General features: G+C 70.8%; 22 protein-coding genes. 9 read left to right on the top strand and 13 right to left on the bottom strand.

The window, feature by feature from the left end; genetic code table 11:
- Positions 1–1,842 precede the first annotated feature (1,842 nt).
- The 5 genes from DFJ69_RS30315 to DFJ69_RS30295 all read right to left on the bottom strand — a co-directional run bounded on the left by DFJ69_RS30315 (position 1,843) and on the right by DFJ69_RS30295 (position 6,417).
- Positions 1,843–2,172 carry a hypothetical protein gene (locus DFJ69_RS30315; RefSeq protein WP_116025748.1) on the bottom strand — a complete coding sequence of 110 codons (330 nt, stop codon included), beginning with the start codon at positions 2,170–2,172 and terminating at the stop codon, positions 1,843–1,845.
- Between the two features lie 59 nt (positions 2,173–2,231).
- Positions 2,232–2,453 (bottom strand): hypothetical protein, encoded by a 222-nt coding sequence (locus tag DFJ69_RS30310; protein WP_147312497.1) that lies wholly within the window; start codon positions 2,451–2,453, stop codon positions 2,232–2,234.
- 218 nt (positions 2,454–2,671) lie between these two features.
- Positions 2,672–4,465, bottom strand: coding sequence for a hypothetical protein (locus DFJ69_RS30305; protein ID WP_147312496.1), 1,794 nt, complete (start codon positions 4,463–4,465; stop codon positions 2,672–2,674).
- Between the two features lie 251 nt (positions 4,466–4,716).
- Positions 4,717–5,853, bottom strand: a complete 1,137-nt coding sequence (locus DFJ69_RS30300; RefSeq protein WP_116025745.1) for an NADAR family protein — start codon at positions 5,851–5,853, stop codon at positions 4,717–4,719.
- A gap of 294 nt (positions 5,854–6,147) precedes the next feature.
- The gene (locus DFJ69_RS30295; protein WP_342769892.1) at positions 6,148–6,417 is read right to left on the bottom strand and encodes a DivIVA domain-containing protein; all 270 of its coding nucleotides are present in this window, start codon (positions 6,415–6,417) and stop codon (positions 6,148–6,150) included.
- 407 nt (positions 6,418–6,824) lie between these two features.
- Between DFJ69_RS30295 and DFJ69_RS35085 the strand changes: the two genes are divergently transcribed.
- Positions 6,825–7,184 (top strand): hypothetical protein, encoded by a 360-nt coding sequence (locus DFJ69_RS35085; protein WP_211328856.1) that lies wholly within the window; start codon positions 6,825–6,827, stop codon positions 7,182–7,184.
- Between the two features lie 109 nt (positions 7,185–7,293).
- Positions 7,294–7,677 carry a hypothetical protein gene (locus tag DFJ69_RS30285; RefSeq protein ID WP_116025744.1) on the top strand — a complete coding sequence of 128 codons (384 nt, stop codon included), beginning with the start codon at positions 7,294–7,296 and terminating at the stop codon, positions 7,675–7,677.
- A gap of 380 nt (positions 7,678–8,057) precedes the next feature.
- Here DFJ69_RS30285 and DFJ69_RS30280 read toward each other — a convergent pair whose 3' ends face one another.
- A complete protein-coding gene (locus DFJ69_RS30280; RefSeq protein ID WP_116025743.1) occupies positions 8,058–8,420 on the bottom strand; it encodes a hypothetical protein in 363 nt (120 codons plus the stop codon).
- Entirely contained in the window at positions 8,417–8,917 is a 501-nt protein-coding gene (locus DFJ69_RS30275) for a GntR family transcriptional regulator (RefSeq protein ID WP_116025742.1), read from the bottom strand. The genes DFJ69_RS30280 and DFJ69_RS30275 overlap by 4 nt, the downstream gene beginning before the upstream one ends.
- Before the next feature lie 201 nt (positions 8,918–9,118).
- Here DFJ69_RS30275 and DFJ69_RS30270 point away from each other — a divergent pair, with 201 nt between their 5' ends.
- Positions 9,119–10,450, top strand: a complete 1,332-nt coding sequence (locus DFJ69_RS30270) for a pentapeptide repeat-containing protein (RefSeq protein ID WP_116025741.1) — start codon at positions 9,119–9,121, stop codon at positions 10,448–10,450.
- A gap of 344 nt (positions 10,451–10,794) precedes the next feature.
- Here the strand turns inward: DFJ69_RS30270 and DFJ69_RS30265 are convergent, their stop codons facing one another.
- Together DFJ69_RS30265 and DFJ69_RS30260 are read right to left on the bottom strand one after the other, a co-directional pair.
- Positions 10,795–11,208, bottom strand: a complete 414-nt coding sequence (locus DFJ69_RS30265; protein ID WP_211328855.1) for a DUF6624 domain-containing protein — start codon at positions 11,206–11,208, stop codon at positions 10,795–10,797.
- Positions 11,209–11,384: 176 nt separating this feature from the next.
- On the bottom strand, positions 11,385–12,512 hold the full coding sequence (locus DFJ69_RS30260; protein ID WP_170177853.1) for a methyltransferase domain-containing protein: 1,128 nt from the start codon (positions 12,510–12,512) through the stop codon (positions 11,385–11,387).
- Between the two features lie 429 nt (positions 12,513–12,941).
- Here DFJ69_RS30260 and DFJ69_RS30255 point away from each other — a divergent pair, with 429 nt between their 5' ends.
- A complete protein-coding gene (locus DFJ69_RS30255; RefSeq protein WP_116025739.1) occupies positions 12,942–13,469 on the top strand; it encodes a GNAT family N-acetyltransferase in 528 nt (175 codons plus the stop codon).
- 18 nt (positions 13,470–13,487) lie between these two features.
- On the opposite strand, the gene DFJ69_RS30250 is transcribed toward DFJ69_RS30255, so the two are convergent.
- Together DFJ69_RS30250 and DFJ69_RS30245 are read right to left on the bottom strand one after the other, a co-directional pair.
- The gene (locus tag DFJ69_RS30250; protein ID WP_116025738.1) at positions 13,488–14,048 is read right to left on the bottom strand and encodes a GNAT family N-acetyltransferase; all 561 of its coding nucleotides are present in this window, start codon (positions 14,046–14,048) and stop codon (positions 13,488–13,490) included.
- Complete coding sequence (locus DFJ69_RS30245) at positions 14,045–15,367, bottom strand: NsdA family TPR-like regulatory protein (protein ID WP_147312495.1); 1,323 nt, start codon at positions 15,365–15,367, stop codon at positions 14,045–14,047. Before DFJ69_RS30245 ends, DFJ69_RS30250 begins: the two co-directional genes overlap by 4 nt.
- A 181-nt stretch (positions 15,368–15,548) precedes the next feature.
- Here DFJ69_RS30245 and DFJ69_RS30240 point away from each other — a divergent pair, with 181 nt between their 5' ends.
- The 5 genes from DFJ69_RS30240 to DFJ69_RS30220 all read left to right on the top strand — a co-directional run bounded on the left by DFJ69_RS30240 (position 15,549) and on the right by DFJ69_RS30220 (position 18,899).
- Entirely contained in the window at positions 15,549–15,908 is a 360-nt protein-coding gene (locus tag DFJ69_RS30240) for a hypothetical protein (RefSeq protein ID WP_147312494.1), read from the top strand.
- A 176-nt stretch (positions 15,909–16,084) separates the two neighbouring features.
- Positions 16,085–16,291, top strand: a complete 207-nt coding sequence (locus DFJ69_RS30235) for a hypothetical protein (protein ID WP_116025735.1) — start codon at positions 16,085–16,087, stop codon at positions 16,289–16,291.
- A 33-nt stretch (positions 16,292–16,324) separates the two neighbouring features.
- Complete coding sequence (locus tag DFJ69_RS30230) at positions 16,325–17,191, top strand: hypothetical protein (RefSeq protein ID WP_116025734.1); 867 nt, start codon at positions 16,325–16,327, stop codon at positions 17,189–17,191.
- A 20-nt stretch (positions 17,192–17,211) separates the two neighbouring features.
- Positions 17,212–18,087 carry an SAM-dependent methyltransferase gene (locus DFJ69_RS30225; RefSeq protein ID WP_116027015.1) on the top strand — a complete coding sequence of 292 codons (876 nt, stop codon included), beginning with the start codon at positions 17,212–17,214 and terminating at the stop codon, positions 18,085–18,087.
- Complete coding sequence (locus DFJ69_RS30220; protein WP_170177852.1) at positions 18,084–18,899, top strand: helix-turn-helix domain-containing protein; 816 nt, start codon at positions 18,084–18,086, stop codon at positions 18,897–18,899. Before DFJ69_RS30225 ends, DFJ69_RS30220 begins: the two co-directional genes overlap by 4 nt.
- Positions 18,900–20,442: 1,543 nt before the next feature.
- Here the strand turns inward: DFJ69_RS30220 and DFJ69_RS36570 are convergent.
- Positions 20,443–20,739: a DUF6245 family protein gene (locus DFJ69_RS36570; RefSeq protein ID WP_425453401.1), complete on the bottom strand. Its 297-nt coding sequence runs from the start codon at positions 20,737–20,739 to the stop codon at positions 20,443–20,445.
- Complete coding sequence (locus tag DFJ69_RS30215) at positions 20,739–20,924, bottom strand: hypothetical protein (protein WP_116025732.1); 186 nt, start codon at positions 20,922–20,924, stop codon at positions 20,739–20,741. Before DFJ69_RS30215 ends, DFJ69_RS36570 begins: the two co-directional genes overlap by 1 nt.
- Positions 20,925–20,992: the final 68 nt, after the last annotated feature.

The following is a 20,992-nucleotide window of genomic DNA, read 5'->3' as shown; positions in this document are numbered from 1 at the left end:
GCGCGGGTCCTCGTTGGCGAATGTGGTCGCCGTGTCGAAGATTCCGCGTTCGCCCCGGCGCCTTGTCCGTGGCCACCGCCCGTTCACCCGGTTCGGGAGCCGGTGACGACCGGGGCCGCAACGACGGCTCCGGAGTCGGCGCGGGCGGACCGGGCGCCGCAGGCAACGGGCCGGCCTGCTGGGGAGGCATCGACCCCGCTGCAGGACCCGATGGACGTGGGCCGGCATCGCCGACGGGAACAAGCAGCCACATCGCCGTGAAGACGGCCACACCGGCCGCCACCGCGATCGGCACCGACCGAGCCGGCACGGCCACTCGGTTCCGCTCGACCTTCCGCTCAACACGCATGACACCACTATGCGATCGATCACACACGGTGAGTCATCTCCGGGGGTGCTGTCACCGGATCGTTGCTCTCCACGGAGGGCGTGATCTTCACCATGCTCTCCGGGCGGAGGCGTTCAAGATCATGCTGGGAGTTCCTCGCCCTCGTCATGAGGCGTGCGGATGCGCACCACTCCCCCGCCCGGATGCCTTCCCGTCTCGCTCACCGCGCTCGCCCGTCCAGTAGTCCTGGGCTGGGCGTGACTCGTCGAGGTCCGCTCCCCCTCCCCGGCGACTCCCGGGTCAGAGTGCCTCCGGTTTCATCCCGACGCTACGTCGGAGGAGGTGAACGGTCCTTCGCCTCCGTTCGGAACAACAGCGCCTCCTTGCACGACTCTCGCCGACGCCCCGACCAGGGCGCCTCAGGCAGGGCCCAACGTAGCGGGCGGCGTGGCAGCCGACCGGTGGGTAGGCGAGCACGTCCTCACCGACTGCGTCGTGGATTCCTCCCACCCCTCGCATCCGGCGGCAGGCACCCCTGCCACATTCCGGCCCGTACCCCGACACATTAGGCGGCAAGGCGCAGAACACGCTGAGAGAGCGAAACCGCCGAAACGGTCACATATCTCCCTAAAACGGCGGCTCGCCAGAGGGCCGAACAGTGCGACCCGAAGGGGATGACACACGCCGGGTCGCCTCACGCGCCTACGGCCCACTGAGGCGCTCTGAGGGGGTAACCTCGCCGCCGGTCGAAATAAGCACGTCACGACGGCCCCGGCCCGTCGTCGCCGATCCATGGAATCGAGCACTGCTCGATGGAGGTTTCGTTCAGCTCCACCATAAGGTTTTCGTATTGCCGAACGCTTATTTTCCGCCGGTCGGCGCTTATCTTTTATTGGTGGTTTGGATAAGCTCTGAGTATAGAGTCACTTCGGTGAACATTATCATCGTATCGTTCTCTGATCTTACGGCGAACCATCTTAATTTAAGTGTGCGGCGCTCCTGGTCTAACATTCGTTCACTTCGGAGATGTCTCAAACTTTTCCCGGCAATAATGCTGTACGGTAAGATGCGAACAAGGGGGTAACCTGAAGTTGCCCCCCCGGCGGTACGAGACCCACAGCCGAAAGGGGCACCCCGAGGAACGTCCGGAATGCCCCTCTACGGATTCCTGGCGGCCGCGTGGAGCGGTCACCGGCCAAGTGCTTAGCTCAGCACCGGCCGCCAGGCCCACCGCGGTACATCACTGTCCGCACCGCCCAGACCGTCACACCAACCGCGATAACTGCTACTGCGGTCATCACAGCGGTCGCGCGACGCTCACTCTTACGGGCTCTACTCGCTTCAAGACGAGTGGGTCGAGTGGCCACGACTGGCTCACCTCCTTTCCGTCATGCGATGTCGGTTGTGCTCGCGAGAGAACACGTTACCGACCCATCTCGATGGTGGTGACAGAACGGCAGAATTGCGGCGGCACGCCGTGACGCATCTCGACGAAAAGCGTTCCGGATAGCTGATTATGCGGGCGTGATCTTGGTGGTGCGGGCTCGGTGGGCGCGCTGCCGGCAGGCGTCTCCGCAGTACCGGCGCCGACTGCTGACACCAGCGTGGTCCAGCTCCACCGTGCATCCCGGGCCCGCGCAGCCCCGGCCGGGAGGGGCCGCGATCTGGTCGGCGAGCGCCGTCAGCCGCACCGCCTCCGGATCGGGATGAGCCAGGTTCAGCGCGGGCCGTACCGCCGCGCGCAGCTCGGCGGCGATGGCCTCCAGCCGCCCGGGGCCAGTCAGAGGCCTCGCCGACCGCTCCCGGATCCGGGGAGGGGTGTTCCAGTGCGGCGACGCGCACACTCGTCGGCCGGACGAGGATGCGTTACGACAGCGCCTCCAGCTCGACGGGCGCGTCCGGGTTAGGTCCGTCCCAGCATCGCGATGTCGCGTTCGCCGCCGGGCACGCTCTCCAGTTCGCGGCGGCGCAGATCGACGGCGGCCTGCCTCGCCAACGGCTGGAACTGGCGCAGCAACTCCGAGACCACGTCCACCGGTCGTGCTCGGTCCGGCTCGGCGAGCGTCGGATCCACACCGAGCGCGACGGCGACCGCGTCCACCGCCCGCCGCCGGGCCTCTCTCACGGCTGGCGGGCCTTCGGCGGGGAGCCGTTCGGCTGCCTCACGGAGGTGTCCGATCCAGCCGGCGGCATCGGGCACGAGGCGCTCCATTGTCTGTGACGCGTTCCGTGAGCCGATCAGTCTGCCCGGTGCCCGCGCGTCACCGTTGGGGGGTCGGCACTCCGGGTATCGGCCCGGGGTCGTCCATCAGCCCACTGGCGGGGGCTCTAGGGCCGCGCGGCTCAGGTCATCGTGTTGGTGAGGTGCCTTCCGATGAACCCGATGATGATCTGGCCGGTCGGCCCTGCGGTGTTGTCGACGAAGTAGATCCTCGGGGAGATGGATCCGCGGGACTCCAGCTTGATGTGGGCCGTCATCAGCATGACGCCGGTGGGGTCCAGGACCGGCGGTACGGGCAGCATGCGTTCCTTCGCCCATGCCGGATGGTTCTGTACCCGGTCGGACTCGTCCATGGCGACCTTGTTGGCGGGGAAGGGCTCAGCGCCAATGGGCGGTCGGTGGCAGAAGGCGTAGAAGTCGCCGGGGAAGCCGGTGGGACTGGTGGAGTGCTCGGCGTAGCTGTTGAGCGCTCGCAGCGCCTGCCAGGCTTTGCCCGCCCACACCGGGGCGCGGCGGGCGTCGGTGTCGTCGAGTTCGAGCGCACGCCGCCGCTCTGCGGTGAAGGCGATCAGCGGCAGGTCCCCGATCCGATCGAGGAGTTCTTCGAAGCCGGCGGGCGGGCTGGGGGTGGCCAGGTGCGGGTGTGCGTCGTGGCTGCGGCCTCGGCGGTGCAGGATCGAGCGTAGTTGCTTGAGTTCGGCGCGTGCCTGGTCCAGCTCGGCCAGCGTCTCCATGTGCTCCACGACCTGTAGGTCCAGGTCGTCTTCGCTGCGGCGGTGTGCGTCGGCCGCGGCCGCCAGTTGCCTGGCCAGGCGTTCACGGCCGGCGGTCAGGTCACTGATCTGGGTGTCGGCCTCGGTCAGCAGGCCGGTCAGCACGGCGATCTCCGCGCGCAGGTCGCCCTCGCCGGTACCGGTATCGGCGGCGGCGTCCAGCGCGTGCCGGCGGGCGCGGGCAGCGGTCTCGCTGTCGATGCCCGGGAACGTCACCTCGTTGAGGGAAGGCGGGACGGCCGCGGACCGCGACATCTGCTGGACCGATCCGACGACGTTGCTCCAGGCGTGGTCGGCGCGGTCCGACAGCCGCCCGAACGACAGGACGCGGTGGCGGTGACCATCGGCCCGCCAGGCGGGGTCGACCTCGGGCAAGAAGGTCCGCACCGCGCCCGGCGCCACCCGGTGGTACTCGTACACCAGCCCCCGGAAGGCGTCGACGGCGGCCAGGTCGGTCAGCAGGTACAGCGACGCCATCCCGGCCGCGCCGCGTGTGATGTCCCGCCAACGTCGTTCCCAGGTGCCGTGGTGGGCCAACGGCTTGGCCGCCACGAGCACCGGCATCCGGCGGTCGGGGCTCATCAGCACATCCCGCAGATAGTCGACGTACTCGGCGTGGATCGCGATGGGCATGCGGGTCAGGCGGGACGGACCGTCACAGACCGGCAGGACGTCCAGCAATTCGCGGATCAGGCCGGGAGGCTGAGGGTGGACGCCGTGCGCCAGATCGGCGCACTCCAGTTCGACGCTGATCACGAGCCCGCCATGGGTCTGCGTGCACGCCGTCATGGTCGTGCTCCAGAACCCGCTGTCGTTGCGTTCGTTGAGCTGGATCCGGGTGGCGGCCTCGGTCCCGTCGTCGGCGTAGGTGTTGGCGACCGCCAGCGTCCGCCGCTCATCGAGCTGGTGAAGACCCGAGGACAGCGTGGCCTCCACGGCCTTCCTGCCGCCCAGCCAGGCCAAGACGGCTTGGCGGACCTGCCGGAACGCGCCTTCGCCTGCAGCGTCGTCGAGCCGGGCCCGACCGACCACGTCGGGGACGCTCGGCGCCTCGATCCCGGCGAACTGCGGGGGGCGTGCCAGCAGGACGGCGCGATGAGCGAGAGAGACCACGGGCGCCGACACCTGCGCTGGAACCGTCACAGACGTCACCGTGCCTTCACCCTGCCCATGGTCTGCTGAACCCGCCTACGCGACCGGGACAAACTAACGCGCACCCACCTGGTCAGGGGCGCAGATGAGGGATCTGGACAGGCCAACATGGCGACGTGGTGACTGCGTCGGACTCTGGCACCACCGATCCACCTTGCGCTGACCGGACGCGGCAGCGACGGGTCACGCGGGAGAGCCCGCCGCCTGCCAACGGCGCACGGCGGCGGCGGGTGGGGGAAGGCTCACCGGATCGCGAGGCCGGTCCTGGCGGAGGCGAGTTCCGATCGGATCAGTTCGAGGAGTCGGCCGAGCCAGTTCCTGCCCGTCGTGCCGTCGCCTTCCCAGTAGGGAGAGCTGGCGTGGCTGTAGACGATACGGCCGTCTCCGGTGTCTACGAGGATGTCCGCGAGGTCGGGGTGCTGGGCGAACTTGGCGCGCATCAGGTCAGCCATGATGGCCAGGCGTGCGTCGGACCAGCCTGGTCGGCGTCCGAGCACGGCCGCGAGCTGCTGGGCCTGCGAAGCGGTCTGCGCTGTTCGGATCGCTTCTCGCTGCGTCTCGTCCTCGACCGATAGCGCCCAGTAGGCGTGTTCGACCGTCGGGTAGATCTGGCCGGCCACGGTGAAGGGGGCGGGGTAGGTGTTGCGGAGGCCGTGCGCGCGGGGGTACAGGGGGCGTCCCTCGTTGAGGTACACGGTGGGCGACGCGACTTCGATGGGGCCGTCGGCCTCTCGCACCGCGATCCAGGTGGGGTCGGGTGAGTCCCAATCCCGGAAGTATCGGAACGCCCAATCCCTTGCCTGCTCGGTGACCGTCTCCCCGTCACCTTCGGCGCCGGACTCGTCCTCGTAGTAGAAGTACTCCTCCCACTCCTCGCCGACCTCCGCGATGAGCAGACGAAAGGGGATGTCCCGGGAGTCCATGTCGCCGAGGTAAACCCGTCGGTGCTCGGGAACCGTCTCATAGGCGGCACGAAGTGCGTGGCGGTCCTGCTCGGCCCGCGACCGGGCGTAGCGCACCGCGGCGTCGCGGCACCGTTCCAGCGAGTCGGGCCGCCCGTTCAGCCGATCGATCTCGTCCGCGACCTCGCCGATCAGTTCGTCCGCCGTCACCGACATCTCGGGTTCGTCGAACCGCCACGTCGCCAGGGCGTGCACGTGGGCGGAGCCGCCTTCGGGCAGCGATGTGGCCACCCAGCCGCAGTCGATCTTGGCGCGCAGCCCCTCAAGGTCTCCCCATTCCCAGTAATGGAGGGCCCCGTCAGCGAAGATCTTGAGGTCGGTCAGGAAGTTGGTGCCGCCGTTCCTGATGAAGATCGGCCGGTAGACGCCGTCGATCCGTTCCCCATCAACGATCCGATACGTCCGGTTGCTGCTCATCGGGTCATCGTAGGACCCGAGGCCTTGAGCCGCGGACGGTGAAGGGCGCGTATCCGGAGGGCAGCTCGCTCGCCTGGAGTGTAGAGAAGATGCACCCTGGGCCACCTCCCGCGAGGGAGGCGGGACCGTCCCCCTCACCGAACAACAGGCGAGCACTCCCGGTGGCGAACCGCCTCAAACCGCCCCAGAGGCTTCCGGCTGGTCCCTGCGGGTGCTGCGCGAACAGGGAACAGCGGTGAACAGGCATGGCGAGGTGTTCGGCCAGGCACGGACCCACCGAAGTCCGCGCAGTCATCAGGCCTTGTCGAGCCGTGCTCGAAGCCGAGCGTTCTCCTCCGCCAACCGCTCGTGTTCGGCCTTGAGTTCTCCGAACTCGCGGTCGCGTTCGCGGAGTTCTTCGATGACCCTGTCGAGGAAGGCGTCGACCTCGGGCTCGTGATAGCCCGGCTGGAGGCGGGTGGTGATGAACGTGACGCCGTCCACGTCATCGGCGGTGAGCCTGTCGGGCAGGGCACGGTGGCGGGCCTTGTTCGGCTCGGTCGCCGCGGCGAACGCTTCGGCCAACCGGTCGATCTTGTGCCCCAGGCCGCCGATCGCTTCCCAGATCTTCTCTGGGTCGCTGGTGCTCGTGGTTCTGTCCTAACAGGCCAGGTCGGTCATCGTGGCGGTTCGAGGTGATCGGGCGGTCTCAGGCCATCGCGGTCGTGGCGCCGGGCTGTGCGTCGTCGCGCAGGACCAGGTGTGCGAGGTAGAACCCGGTCGGCCCGTAGTCCGAGCACGACTTCAACCGCCACGGGCTCCCGGCGATCAGGACGGCGAGTTCGTCGGCCGACAGCAGCAGCCGGTCGAACCAGTCGCCGGCCCACCGTCGGTAGCGGACCCGCCTGAGGACCTGACCGGGCAGCCTCCCGGCATCGGCGTTGCGGTCGGTGGAAGCCGGTGTGGTCGCGATGGTCGACGGAGTAGGGTGCGTGGCCGTTGGCCAGGATCTGCGCTCCGGGCCGGGCCAGGGCGGCGAGGGCGGCCAGCACGCTCGGGGCCTGGGCCTCGGAGCCGAGCAGCCCGAGATTGCCGCCGAGTATGAAGAAGGTGTCGTACATGCCGAGGCCGTCGCCGGGTGCCAGGGCAGCGCCCTCACGGACGTCCAGACGGTAGGAGCGGGCGACCCGAACGGCGCCGGGCGACGGGTCGATCCCGACCACCTCGTGTCCGCGGTCGACCTCAACCACGGCGGCGGTGCCCTGTTGATCGGGTTGCGCTTGGCCCATGATCAGCCGGTGGCCTACATGACCGGGCTGGCGGTGCATCGGGCGTCGGGCACCCACACGTGAACGGCCACGCCGCTGTGGGAGACGAGGGCGCGGGCGGGACTCTCGGGTGGCGGTGCCCGGACCGGAGCACGTGGGGTTCTCGGCCAGCCGGGACGGGTAGGCCACGGTCGTGACGCAGACCGAGGCCGCGCGGTTCGAGGCTGCGCTGCTACGCGCCTACCTCGAGGCCGCCCGGGTGGACCCGGCCATGCCCTTGTTCCCGGCCGAGGGGCCGTACTGCCACCTGGTGATCGAGCCCGCGGACTCGGCGTTCGCCGGCTGGTTGGTCGAACGGGGGATCGCCGTCGTCGCGGACGCGGGCGTCGCCATTCCTCACGGCGGTACCCCGGTGCAGACGCTGGCGTTCGGTCACGCCCTGCTGGCGATCGTGAGGGTGTCCACGCGCGTCATGTCCGGGGCCCGGCCGCCCGACGAGCACCTGGCCGCGATCGAAGAGCTTCGCGCCCGGTACGGCCTGCCCACCAACGTCTTCGCGGGTGCGGTCAAGGACTGATCGCCTGCCAGCGGTGAAGGCCCGCGAGTCGGGGATCGACCAGCAACCGAACGGCCAGTGGCGTTAGCGAGCCGTCCGGGCTCGCGTTACCGCCACTGGGCCGTTCTGGGGTCCCGGACGATCCGGCCAGATTTTGACGCTAAGGGCTCGCTGACCCGACAGAACGGTAGTTCTGCCCGGTCTACCGAACCGCTCCGGCCCAGGTCAGCGCGTCGCACCCGGTCGGCCGCCCTTTCGGCCCAGGTCGCCGGCGGCGGTACCGCGCCGAAACCCGGGTCCGGAGCGTTCCCTCCCGGTCGTCGCCGCCCGCATCGGAACGGCCACTGGCGGTAGCCCGAGCGAGGACGGCTCGCTAACGACACTGGCCGTTCGGTTACTGCTCAACCGCCGACGCGCAGCGGCATCCGCTCCACCAGCGCCCCGGGCTCGATGCCCCAGATGCCGCCGGGCGGCTCGGGGGACATCAGCCACCCGAACCCGGTGGCCTGGGCGCGCGAGCCGGTGACGGCCAGCACGGCGGTCAGAACCTCCCGCAGCGCCTCCAAGGCGGCACCGTCGGCGATCGGGGCGGGCAGCGTCACCGGCGGCAACCCCTCGCCCTCCTCGTCGGGGTGGGTCTCCCAGTGCCGCAGGGTGGTCAGCGTCTCCTCCAGCAGCTCCCAAGTGGGGGCGTCCTCGCCCAGGTCGGGGACCAGGACGCGGACGGTGCCGGGCATGACGGTGATCTCGGCGTTCTCGTTCACAGCGCCGCCTCGATGCGGGCCAGCAGCGCATCGGCGATCTCCGCCTGCCGCAGCCGGGACGCCGCGGTCGTGTCCTGCGGGTCGTCGGCGAGTTCGTCCTGCGCTTCGTGCCGCTGCCGGGACGCCCACTCGCTGAGTGCGTCGGTGACCACGAAGGACAGGTCAGCGTCGTTGAGGTCCAGGGTGATGCGCTTGGGGGCCTCCAGCGCCGCGATGGCGGTGACGACCGCGCCGCGGGCGGTCCGGAGCAGGTGCAGGACGTCGACCTGCCGCAGCGACGTGGTGGAGACGACGGTCGCGCCCACGCCCTGCTTCGTGACGATCATGCCTTCCTCGACCAGGAGCTGCTGCGCGGCCCGGATGGTGTTGAGTCCGGGCACGCCGTACTCCTCTTGCAGGGTGCTGATGCCGGGGAGCTTGCTGCCCACCGGCCACTCGCCCGCCTGGATCCGCTCTCGCAACGCGTCGGCGATCTCTTGGTATCTGCTCTTGCTCATACCCCCAACATAACACGCTCCTCACGATAGGTGATGCTAACTCTCTTATCTGATAGTCAATAGGGTGCTTGGGTCATGGGTGCCGGTCGCTAGCGCCGATGACCGGTTCTCCGGTCACCGGTTATGCCGGGAACGCGTACCTCCTTCGGCGGCTCCAACCGGCTGGCACCATCACGGGACGGCGGTAGAGGGCGGGACGAGATGAGCAAGAGCAGGGAATCCGGGCGGGCGGCGCGGCGGCGGGCCGTCCGGCGGGCGGTCTGGTTCCGGATGCTGGGTGGGGTGCTGGTCGCGGTCGGTGTGGTGCTGGCGGTCGGGGTGGTGTGGGTGTTGGGGCCGGGCGCGGCCTGGTGGCTGGAACACGTCGATGGTGTGCCGGTGGGCGGCAAGGACGGGCTGAAGGGCAAGGAACTGTCGGAGGCGCTGGGCACGGTGCGGGGGCACGCGATGGCGTTGGGCACCGGGCTGTTGGCCTCGGTGGCGGTCTACTACACCGCAGCCAACGCCGCCTCCGCCCGCCGCTCCGCCGAGGCCGCCCAGCACACCGCCCATGCCGCTCAGGAGACCGCCCGGCTGGGGGAGCAGGGCTTGGTGACCGGCCGCTACACCGCCGCGATCGAGGGGCTCGGCGTCACCGCCCTGGGCGGCATCTACGCCCTGGAACGCATCGCCCGCGACTCCCCCCGCGACCACCCCACCGTCATGGCCGTCCTGGCCGCCTACGTCCGCGAGCACTCCCACGACCTCGACGCCCATACCGTGACTCCGCCGGACGACGGCGCCGGAGAACAGGCCACCGCTCCGCGCACCCGCTTCCGCCCCGACCTGCAGGCGGCCCTCACCGTCCTGGGCCGACGCGACCGCCGAAACGACACCCACCGCCTGGACCTGGCCGGCGCGCACCTGGGCGGCGCGGACCTGACCCACGCGGACCTGAGCGGCACGCACCTGACCGACGCGAACCTGAGCGACACGCACCTGAGCAACGCGGACCTGACCGGCGCGAACCTGAGCAACGCGAACCTGGCCCACGCGAACCTGACCTACGCGGACCTGGCCCACGCGAACCTGAGCAACGCGAACCTGATCCACGCGAACCTGATCCACGCGAACCTGATCCACGCGAACCTGATCCACGCGAACCTGATCCACGCGAACCTGTACTACACGGACCTGACCAGCACCAACCTGACCGACGCGCACCTGGGCGGCGCGCACCTGGCCAGCGCGCACCTGGGCGGCGCGAACCTGACCGGCGCGAACCTGGGCGGCGCCGACCTGACCGACGCGAACCTGTACCGCACGGACCTGACCGGCGCGAACCTGGGCGGCGCAGACCTGACCGGCGCGGAGCTGAGCGGCGCGAACCTGGAGGCCGTGTCCTGGTCGGCGGAGACCAGATGGCCGGCGCGCTCGGCCGAGCGCATTCGGGCCAGGTCGCGGGAGATCACACCCGGCTGGTGGACGGTGACCCCACTACCCGAGGGCGAGAGGCGTGCCGTGGTGGTCCCGGCGGACCCGGAGCCCGGCTGACGAGCGGGCCCCCAGGGCCCGGCGCTCGGGTCCGTGCGACCAGATGCAAAGTAGCTGTGCGTGACGGATGTCGGGGTTTCCGGGCACCGGGGACGGTCCAGCCGAGTCTTGGCGCTAGGCATCGCTGACCCGACAGAATACGGACTCTGTCCGCTTTCGGAAACCGAGCTTTCCCAGGTCAGCGCCGTGACGCCGTGCGGCCCGCCGATTCGGCCCCCGTTCCGGGCGACCGGTCCAACGCCGAAACCCGCCCCGCGATGTGATCATCGACCAGCGCGTTCACCCGGTGACGGAGTCTTGACGACCGGGCCCCAGGCCGTCGGCGCTGACCTACGGCGATCGATCTACTTTTCCCCTGGTGACACGGACCCGAGTGCGGGGCCACAGATGGTGGCGTGGTACTCGGCGTGCGGCTCAAGCCCGACTTGCGCGCGGCGCCAGTCGAGATGTTCGGGACGTTCGATGGGGAGCGGCGTCATGGTGGCGCCGTCGTACTGGGTGCCATAGAGCTGGGGCCTTCCCTGGTGGGTGAGGATGCGGTCCACCAGGTAGGCGAGGTCCTTCGGTCGTGCCTCACCGATGGCGGCCGCCACGGCGATGTGCGGCAGGCACCATTCCTGGAAATCGGGTGGGGCGTGCTGGAGGAGGTACCACGCGGCGTGTGCGCCGTCGTCTCCCACCAGGGTGACCCCCGGCCAGCCGTAGCGAGCGAGGATGTCCCGCATGGACGGGGTGTTGTCGGCGTCGATCTCGCGCACGGGGGCCCAGTCTCTGGTGTGGGCGAGGGTGTCGCGGGCGGCGGCGTCGGTTCTTGCTCGGGCGATCAACTTGGCCCGTAGTGCCTCGTTCGGTTCTGGGGCGGTCCCCGGCGTGTCGGTGCGGGCTTTCAACCGGTCATCTCCCGCAGATCGGCCAGGCCCGGTGGCGTCAGGAATCATCGGTCCGGGCCGATGATGTTGGCCGGGTCGCGGAGCCAGACGCGTTCGGTTTCAGTGCCGGTGGTGAGCCCGAAATCCTCGTGGCCGGGCCGTCCATGCTCGGCCCACCAGCGGTGGGCCGTCTCGACCTCGTCCCACAGGCGGCGCGGGCCGCCCTGGTAGACCTCGGCCTCGGGGTCGTCGTCGAAGTAGGCGATGCTCCACGATCGGCAGCGGCGGCTGAACAGCCAACCGATGAGGGTGCCGTCGTCGGCGGTGCTGGTGGCGTGGACGACGTCGGGCACCAGGAGCCCGACCGTCCACCATGCCGCGCTGTAGGGGGTGTCCCACAGGTCGGCCGGGCGCAGCGTGCTGGTCGTCTGGTCGGTGCCGTCCGGCCAGCTGTCGACGTCGGACGGCAGGTAGTCCTCGCGGTCCACGGGTGTCGGCCGCTCGGGGCGGGAACCCATGAACTGAACGCTCCGGACGAACGGCCCCGACGCGGTGCCGTCCTCGTCGACGGTGAGGCGGACGAGCGCGCCGTGGTGGGTCAGGCCCGTCTCCCACGGGGCCACGATCAGCCCACCGGGGCGGGTCTGCTCCACCCACGCCGGAGGGATCCGCCGTACGGCGTAGGTGCACTGGATCCGGTCGTAGGGAGCGCGCGCCGGCCAGCCCGCCGCCCCGTCGCCCGTGACGACCAAGGGGTCGAGTCCGGCCGCGTGCAGGCGGGCCCGAGCGGCGTCGGCGACGGCCGCGTCGTATTCGATCCCGACGACGTTCGCCGAGCCGGTCCGTGCTGCCAGCAGCCCGGTGGTCCAGCCGGTCCCGGTGCCGGCGTCCAGCACCCGGTGCCCCGGCCGGGCGTCCAGCTCGGCGAGCATGTTCACCACGAGGGCGGGCTGTGACGCCGATGACGTCGCCGTGTCGCCGGGGCCGCCGGTCGACCGGTCGTCCCACTGCGTGACGATCGGGACGTCGGCGTCGGCCCACCCGCGCCAGGACACGGGATCGACCGCCTTGTCGACGGGGATGTTGACCCCGGTCGCCGGATCCTTGGGCCAGATGACGTCGGGCAGGAACCGTGACCGGGGCAGGGTGGAAAGGATCCGCGCCCAGCCGATGTCCAGGCGGCCTGAGCGCACGGCCTCGGCCTCCCCTTCGGGGAGCCCGGTCACCGGCAGGGCGGAATCGGCTGTCGACGTCACCGCTGCGTCGACGTGGTGGGCCTGGGCCTGGGGCCTTGCTCGTCCTGCGTCGGCGGCCCCTTGGGCGTGGGGTTGTCCTTGGGCGGCTTCGGCCGGTGCTTGCCGTCAGCGGTCATATGAGGCTCCCTCGGGGAGGCGGTGTTCCTCGATCGATGGTCGTTTCCATGCTCACCAAAGCCGACGCCCAGTGTCGCCGTCCGGACAAAGAGTGACCTCATCTGGTCAACGCTTCACCCGTGAGGGCTCGGTGTGCTCCCCTCGTTCGTCCCGCACGTCCTCAGGGAGCCGGACTACATCACGCCACCGATCCGGCCACTTCCGGCAGTGCGATGCGTGGGCCTGGACCGGTCGGAGACGGATGAAGGAATGAGTGATGTGGTGTTCGAGCGGCTGAACGGTGCTCAGACCATGGGCGAGTTCGACCAGATTCAGGAGGTGTACGTCGCGGCGTTCCCCGATTACAGCCTCGCGGATCACCGGATGCGGACGGAGCGGCAGGCGGCGTCGCCCGGGTTCGAGACGGTCACGGCCCGCGTCGACGGCGTGCTGGTCGGGTTCGCCTATGGTCTGCCGTTGTCGGCCCGTTCCACGTGGTGGGAGGGTCTTGAACCCGCCGCCGGGGAGGACTTCGTCGCCGAGACGGGCTCCCGGACGTTCGCGGTGATCGATCTGGCGGTGCTTCCAGCCCACCGGGGCCGTGGCCTGGGTCGCAGGCTCATGGCCGAACTTCTCGGTGGTCGGTCGGAGGAGCGGGCGACGTTGGCGACCAACCCGAATAAGAGGGCGTTGCAGGAGATGTACGAGCGGTGGGGATGGCGGAAGGCCGGTCGGGTTCCCGGCGGTGAGGGCGAGACGCAGCCGGTGTTCGACCTGTACGTCATCGACCTGCGGTGAGCTACCGCCGTCGGGTTTTCAGGTCCCGAGGGGAAGGTCGATGAGCAGGGCGTCGTAGTGGGGGGCGTCCGGGTAGGGGCGCAGCTTGCCGATCTTGCGCCAGCCCCACCGTGCGTACGCGGTCTGGGCGGGGGCGTTGTCTTCGCGGACCAGCAGGGTCGCGCGTTCTTCGCGTCGGCCGCGTAGCAGCTCGTCGTGCAGAGCGTGCGCCACGCCCTTGCCCTGCCACTGCGGCAGGACCATCAACTCGTTGAACGCGAACGTCCTGCTGCCGGTCTCGGTGGTGAAGCCGTCCGGTACCTGAGTGGTCAACCCGCTCCACCACCGCGCCGACACGGGCAACGCGTATCCGAACGCCTGGCCCACCGGTACACCGTCCAGGTAGGCGACGACGATCTCGAATCCGGGGGCCTGCATGTAGCCCCGGACGCGCTCGGTGAAACGCTCCGCCGAGTAGAACGGATCCCCGATCACATCGGCATGGGTCGCTTCGTACAGCGGGACGATCACGCCGTCGAGAGCCGCCTCGACGGCGGCCGGGTCGTGGCGGGTGAACGTCAGATCGTTCAGGGTGGTCATCGCTCTCCCGAAGGCAGGGCCAGCAGTTCGTACGCGTCCCGGAGCGCCGGTCGACGCGCGTCCGTCCGCGGTGCCAGATTCAGCGACATCACCGCCGTCCGCCGGGCCACCCCGTTGTCGCGGTGCCCGGCCGGCAGTGACTCCAGCACGCGCACGGCGTGCCGTGCGCCTTCATCGACGTCACCGGCGGCGATCAGGCACCCGGCACGGTGCAGCTCGACCTGGGCGCGCCCCAGGTAGCCGCGGCCGGTGTACAGCGCCAGCGCCCGGTCCTGGGCGTTGCCGGCCCGTTCGAGGTCTCCCGCGAAGGTGTAGACGTGGCTGGTGACGTGATGGAGGCGTTGCAGCGACCATCCCCACTGCGATGACCCGTCGCCGCTGGTGCGCTCGGGCAGCCGCTCGAAGATGCCGTTGAGGTCCTCCAACGTGTCGGCCGCCTCGGCGTGGCGGCCGAGCAGGGCGAGAGCCTGGGCCTTGGCGGCGTGACCGCTGGCGACTCCGGCGCAGGGCCAGCCGTGGCCGATCTCGATGGCCTGTTCGGCGAGACCCAGGACCGACGGCAGGGGCCGGTCCGCGTACAGCGAGAACACCGCCTGGCGGCCCCGGACCATGGAGGCGGTGAGGTGGTCACCGGACTCGTCGGCGGCGCGTTCTGCGGTGCGCCACCAACGGCGGGCGCCCCCCGGGTCACCAAGGTCGGAGAGCGTGATCGCGGTGAGCGCCGCGAGCCGGGCGACGATGTGGATCAGCCGTGTCCGAACGGGCCCGTGCGCTCCGGCGACGATGCCGCTGATCTCGGAGAAGTCGGCGAGCAGGTCGGGCAGGAGTTGCCCTGCGGGTAGGACACCGACCTCGTGGGCGTAATCGAACGCGACGCGTTCCCACGTGTCGGCGTCACGGTCGGTGGTCGTGGGGCGTATCGCACCGGTCACCTCGGCCCGAACGTGCTCGGCCCGCTGCGCCCACGGCGCAGCGGTGGCGGTGGCGAGCAGCCCGAGGAGGGTCCGCCGCCTCATGTCGTCTTCCTCGGTCCCATCCTCCCAGGATGCACCCGAAACGGCCATGCCGAAGAGGGCATCCTCCGGCATTCCGAATGCCCTGGCGTAGGCGGCCCGGTAGAGAGGGCCGGGGTAGACCTTTCCGCCCTCCCATCGAAGAATGTAATTCTTCAGTGTCGGCAGGTCAGGCCACTGCCGCTCCCCCATCGCCTCAAGGGCTTCCGCCAACGCGCGGGCCATGTCGGGCTTGAACCAGCCGCGCCGCTTGCGTTCGGTCCGCAGGCGCTCCCCGCACGCCTGACGTTCGTCGGCAGTCGCCATGGTGCCCACCTCACGGCCGTGCACCCCATGGGATGCATTTTCGATGCACCCCATCATGCCGCTCCCTTTCCGACGCGCGACGGGGTTTGACTGACCGTCACGCCGAAATGCAAACGGTCCCGGCCTGGCGTGTGCGAACGCCAGGGTGTTCCGGGACCCTGACCACGAAGGGACCGTGGCCATGCACGAACCTAGCGAATCCCGGACACCGGTGGCGGTCATCGAACCCGACCCCGCCGACGGAGCCGCCGCGTGCCTCCCCCAAGCCGACGCCGTGGCCCCGCCTGCGGCCCTAGAACGGCTGGGGGACCACCTGCGGGGCCACGGGTTCGACGTCTCGGTGGATGCGTCGCTCTTGATCGTGACCGATCGGGAGACGGAGCGGTCGGTCGAGGTCGGCGTGCGGCGGCGGCCCAGCGACGACGACCAGTGGTGGTTCTGCTGGAGGGGCGGCCTCATCTGGATCTGCGAAGCCGACCAGCTCATGAACGCCGTTGTCGAGGTGAAGAAGGCCCTCCGACAGATCCCGACCCGGATGTGACCTGAGACCGCGCGGTGCCCGGCCAAACCGCCGACCGGCCGGGACCGCGCTCTCCCGCCGCCTGCGAACGCCCGGGCAACGGGGCCGGGCCGGGACGTGGGTGGCAGGAGGGGAGGGGTCGCGGCACCAAGGGAGCGCTGTGCCGCGACCCGCTCCCCCACCCGCCGCTGAGACCGATGAGCCCCCCGCACCCCCACGCCGAGCAGCAGCTCCAAGCCGTCTACCTGTACGCGGTGATCGCCGTTTACGGGCCCTGGATCACCTCGCCCGTGGTCGGCGAGAGCGAACGCCGGCTGGCCGTACGGCGGGTGACGGGGGCCCGTCGGCAACTGCACGGGCCGCCGCCGCTGCTGCGCCGCTCGAACGGCGACTGGGCCCGTTGATCCACCGAACCCCCGATGAGGAAGGAATCCCCCATGGACACGACGCCGAACCCGGCGTCTTCACCGATCCACCTCGACGAGCTGGAGCAGGCCGCCCTATGCCGCCGGGGCGCGTACGAGTTCCTGCGCCGCTACGCGCCGACGGCGTGGACGCATGAGCACGGCGGGAAACGGTGGCACATCTTGATGCCGGCCGACGTGGCGCGGCTGCCCGAGCCCAGGCGGTACCGCGTCCACGCCCGCCAGGAGGCCCGCCGGGTCAACATGGCCGAGCTGTTCGTGGTGTGCCCCCGCACGACCGAGCGGGCGGTGTCGGGCGGGCGGCTGCTCTTCGACTCCACGCACCAGGAGGCGGTGGAGATGGCCGAGCGCCCGAACGTGCTCTCCACGGCAGGGATCACGCCCCCGGCCCGGCACGGGTTCGTGGTGTGGCAGGCGCCCGCCGGAGTGGGCGCGGCTGAGCCGCCCGGGCCGGTCGTGGCCTGCCACTGGGGACCTCTGGACGGCGGCGGCACCTGGATCGTGTGGTGGTCGGACCAGCACGCGGCGAATGCGCGCTACCGGCAACAGGCCCGTGCCGAGGGTGAAGAGTTCCGCAACGAGACCGCGCTGGGTCTGCTCACGACGCTGGGGAGGTTGCTGTACGACACCCAGCAGCAGATCACCCCCTGCACCGACGAGCCCATCGAGCACCCCCAGGTGGAACCGGACGCGCCCGTCGACACCAGGGAGGTCGACCTCCTCCACACGACGCTGGCGACGTGGGAGCTGCTGTCCGGGCCGGTCGACGGCCCCACCCGGCTCACCCGCCTGGACCCCGAGCCGCATGTCGCGGCCGCCGACCGGCGCGCCCGCCTCAACCCCGCCCTGGTCACCTACGCCCACACCCCCGCCCTGTGATCCTCAACGGAGAGGTCCCCATGTCCCAGCACGCGCACCAACCGGCCGATGGGTCCCCCGAGCCGGGGTTGAGCATCGACATGACGGTGCCGCACTCGGCGCGGGTCTGGAACTACTGGCTCGGCGGCAAGGACCACTACGACTCCGACCGCGCCGCCGGTGACGCCGTCCTGAAGGTGTTTCCGCAGATGAAGGCCGCCGCACTCCAGTCGCGGGCGTTCCTGAGGAAGGCCGTGAGCTACCTGGCCGAGGAGGCGGGCATCCGCCAGTTCCTCGACGTGGGCACCGGCCTGCCCACCGCCGCCAACACCCACGAGATCGCCCAGCGGGCCGCCCCGGACGCCCACATCGTCTACGCCGACAACGACCCCGTCGTGCTCCTGCACGCCCAAGCCCTCCTCACCGGCAACCCGCCCGGCCAGGTCCACTACCTGGACGCCGACTTGCGCGATACCGGCGACCTCCTCACCCAGGCCCGCGCCGTGCTGGATTTCGACCGGCCGATCGCGCTGCTGCTCATGGGCATCCTCGGGCACATCGGCGTCACCCCCCATGATCCGCTCGCCGCCTTCACCGACCCGGACGCCGCCCGCGAGGCGTACGCCGCGGCCCGCCGTATCGTGCAGGCCCTGGTCGGCGCGCTTCCCTCGAGGAGTGCCCTGGCCCTGTACGAGTTCGACGACTCCACCGAGGAGGTGAAGCAGGCGGGCAGGGTGTACGCCGAGGCCGGAGCGCTGCCCTACCTGCTGCGGTCCCGTGAGCAGATCGCCGGTTACTTCGACGGCTTGGACCTGGTGGACCCGGGTCTGGTTCATCCCACCGAATGGCGGCCCGGCTCCTACGGCGACTGTGGCCTCATCGTGCCGGTGTGGTGCGGGATCGGAGTGAAGCCATGAGCCGTCTCATGCTCTTGGGCCGGCGGCTGACCGAGCTGCGGACCGCGGCCGGTATGTCGATCGTCGACGCCGCCGACGACGTCGACGTCCCCGCCGACTGGCTCGCGAACGTGGAGGGCGGGAAGGGCCGTTCCGGGCTCGTGCCCCTGGTCGAGCGGCTCGCCGCCCTGTACGACGTGCGCGAGGTCGCCGAGCGGGGGATGCTGGTCGACCTGGCGGCCCAGAACCGGCTGACGCACTGGTGGCGGCGCTTCGGCGCCCTGGTCGACGACGATTACGCCGGCTACCTGGAGGTCGAGCAGCTCGCCTCCACTGTGGGCGTCTACGAGGCGTCCACGGTCCCCGAGCTGCTCCAGACCCCCGCGTACGCCCGCGCGCTGCTGGCCGTCGTCGCCCCGGGCGCGGACCTGGACCGACGGGTCGAGCTGCTGCGGGCCCGCCAGCACGCCGTCCGCGACAACGGCACCGAGGTACGCGCCGTGATCGACGAGGCGGCGCTGCGGCGCCCGGTCGGCGGCGCTGAGGTGATGCGCGCCCAGCTCGAACACCTGGCGGGGGCCTGCGACCGGCCTGACGTCACCGTCCAAGTCCATCCGCTGGCCTACGCCGGTCACATCCCGCCCGACACGCGCACCACCGTGCTGACGATGCCGTGCGCGCTCCCCCACGTCGTGTATGTGCAGCACAGCGTCGGCGCGCACTTCCCCGTGGACGTCGGTCCCCACCTGGCCGCGTTCGGCCAAGCGGTGGATGGCAGTCCCCCGACCGGCGAGACCCGCGACATCCTCGCCCACCTCGCCAAGACCCTCTGACCCGCCGGGTGTTCCCGGACCGGGGCGCCGGTTCCGTCCCGCAGGGCTGCGGAACCGGCGCCCCATCCAACGACGGAGTCATCTCCGGCGCGGAGGACGCCCTCGCCTTCATCACCACGTCTTCATTCCTGCCCCGCGAGACGTGACCTCGACCCGCCCAGGGCGTCCGGTGGTTGTCGCGCCCGGGACCTACGTTGAGAGCCCCTACCCGCTGTGCGGGCGGTGCGACGCCCTGATGAGAGGACAGCCGATGCGAATCGCCCAGGCCAGTCGGAGGGGCACTCAACCCCACGACTGCGACGCTCTCGCTTCCCAGCGCGCGTCCCGAGGACCGAGGTCGTGCGCGCTGACCGCGCTCGGGCCGCCGGCGACGGGTACGGGGTGCTGCTGCCGGCCTCGGAGGTGTCCGAGCACCACGCCACGTTCGTCACCTGGGAGGTGGCATGGGCCGAGGCCATCGCCGACGTACGGCGGCGGGTGGCGCGCGGGGACATCACCGCCGACGCGGGCGGCATGGACCTCACGCCCGGGACCACTGCGCATCAAGGCGGCGGCGCTCTACAAGGGCCGGCCCGACGAGTGGGCCCGGCACTCCCCCGACGGGTTCATCGCGGCCGACCACCGGGGCGACACCGCCCACTCCCGCGAACGACCGTGACGGCCGGGGTGTCCTGCACCATCTCGCCCTGGCGGTTTTAGCCGGTCAGCGGCGCAGGGGGCATCGGGGATCCGTCACGCCCGCGCCGTTGGTGACGGCTTGGCGGACCCGCTGGGCACGCGGGCTCGGTAAGCGGCCTGCCGACACGCTGGTCGGTCGTAGAGGGCGTCGCGGCCATGACCGTGGCCGAGGGGAAGCGCCTGCGGCACACCGGCAGGTGGCCACGAGTTCGCATTCGCGGCCCTGCAGGAACGCGATGCCGATGTCGACGGCCTCCCAGAAGCGGCGGCGTCGGCGGCGGGAGGCGGCCCGGCAGGCGCGGTCGCAGCAGTGGGCGTTCGCGCGAGCGGTGACCCGCAGCGGCTCCCTGCAGTTCCCGCACCGGCAGATGCCCGGCCCATATCCACACCGTACGCCTCCACCGTCGTCACTTCATGCAATTGGACGGTAACGTGCGGCTAAAGTTGGGGTGGTCGCGAGCAGACCATGCCCTTCCCCGATGCCTGCCGGGGCCCGGCCCCCGGTCCGCTACCGATCGACCCCCTTCAATCGGGGGCCGGTCCTCGGCCAGGTACCCGAGCCCTTGAAGGAGGGCGCCCTCACGACGCCCGCGGCCGCAGGGTCGCCGAAGGCCGCCTGACCGTCCGCTGCACCTACCTCGGGCCCCCATCAGATGGCCGCCGTCATCACCGGCATCCCTCACCCGGCACGCCCTCGGCCATGCAGACCGCCGCCGGAACCGCCGCCCGCGTGTACCTCGTCCCGACCGGGTGCACCTTCCACAACACCGTCCTCGGCTACGTCCTCTAACGACCACGGCCACTAGCACGGCCTCGAACGCGGACATCACCCCATCACCTGGGACCGCCGCGTGACGCCCCTCGGTCAGTTCTGGTTGAACAGGTCGCCGACGGCGCCAGCAGGCTCTCCCGCTCGTCGAGGTTGGTGATCGCGTCGACGAGTGCCTCGCGGGCGGCGCCGAGTTCGGCGCGGTGTTCCCGGAGGGCCGGCGGGGTCCGGGCGGCCATCATGGCCCGCCCGGGCGGCCATGGCGCCGAGCATCTGCTGCAGCGCCTGGGCGGTCTGCATGGCGGCCAGCACGACCGGCCCGGTGCTGGGGTCACCGGCGGCCCGCCGGAGCGGCTCGGCGGCCCGCGGCGTCTGCCGGCGCAGGAAGGTCATCAGCTTGTGGGGGTCGGGTTCCTCGCCGCCCGGTTCCATCGGAGCCGGTAGGCGTCCTCCCCTCCGAGGCGGGCGGCCTCGGCGGCGTGCCCGCCGGGGGGCCCGGTGCCGGTGTGGGAGTCCAGGGCGGCCAGCGCGGCGGCCGGCGCGGCGCTGACCCCCGGGCCGTCGGTGTGGTCGGTCATGGCCGGCGCGCTACGTGCCATACCCCCGCCCCGTGGCGAAACCGGGCCATGGGCCCGGCGGTCGCGTT

This window comes from Thermomonospora umbrina, assembly GCF_003386555.1.
Classification (GTDB): Bacteria; Actinomycetota; Actinomycetes; order Streptosporangiales; family Streptosporangiaceae; genus Thermomonospora; species Thermomonospora umbrina.
This window is presented reverse-complemented; position numbering and strand designations above follow the sequence as displayed.

Coding starts and splice junctions, on each gene's coding strand:
- DFJ69_RS30300 (WP_116025745.1), bottom strand. CDS start 5,853: ATGAGCAGCAACCGGACGTATCGGATCGTTGATGGGGAACGGATCGAC.
- DFJ69_RS30275 (WP_116025742.1), bottom strand. CDS start 8,917: ATGAGCAAGAGCAGATACCAAGAGATCGCCGACGCGTTGCGAGAGCGG.
- DFJ69_RS30270 (WP_116025741.1), top strand. CDS start 9,119: ATGAGCAAGAGCAGGGAATCCGGGCGGGCGGCGCGGCGGCGGGCCGTC.
- DFJ69_RS30255 (WP_116025739.1), top strand. CDS start 12,942: ATGAGTGATGTGGTGTTCGAGCGGCTGAACGGTGCTCAGACCATGGGC.
- DFJ69_RS30250 (WP_116025738.1), bottom strand. CDS start 14,048: ATGACCACCCTGAACGATCTGACGTTCACCCGCCACGACCCGGCCGCC.
- DFJ69_RS30245 (WP_147312495.1), bottom strand. CDS start 15,367: ATGGCGACTGCCGACGAACGTCAGGCGTGCGGGGAGCGCCTGCGGACC.
- DFJ69_RS30240 (WP_147312494.1), top strand. CDS start 15,549: ATGCACGAACCTAGCGAATCCCGGACACCGGTGGCGGTCATCGAACCC.
- DFJ69_RS30235 (WP_116025735.1), top strand. CDS start 16,085: ATGAGCCCCCCGCACCCCCACGCCGAGCAGCAGCTCCAAGCCGTCTAC.
- DFJ69_RS30230 (WP_116025734.1), top strand. CDS start 16,325: ATGGACACGACGCCGAACCCGGCGTCTTCACCGATCCACCTCGACGAG.
- DFJ69_RS30225 (WP_116027015.1), top strand. CDS start 17,212: ATGTCCCAGCACGCGCACCAACCGGCCGATGGGTCCCCCGAGCCGGGG.
- DFJ69_RS30220 (WP_170177852.1), top strand. CDS start 18,084: ATGAGCCGTCTCATGCTCTTGGGCCGGCGGCTGACCGAGCTGCGGACC.
- DFJ69_RS36570 (WP_425453401.1), bottom strand. CDS start 20,739: ATGACCTTCCTGCGCCGGCAGACGCCGCGGGCCGCCGAGCCGCTCCGG.
- DFJ69_RS30215 (WP_116025732.1), bottom strand. CDS start 20,924: ATGACCGACCACACCGACGGCCCGGGGGTCAGCGCCGCGCCGGCCGCC.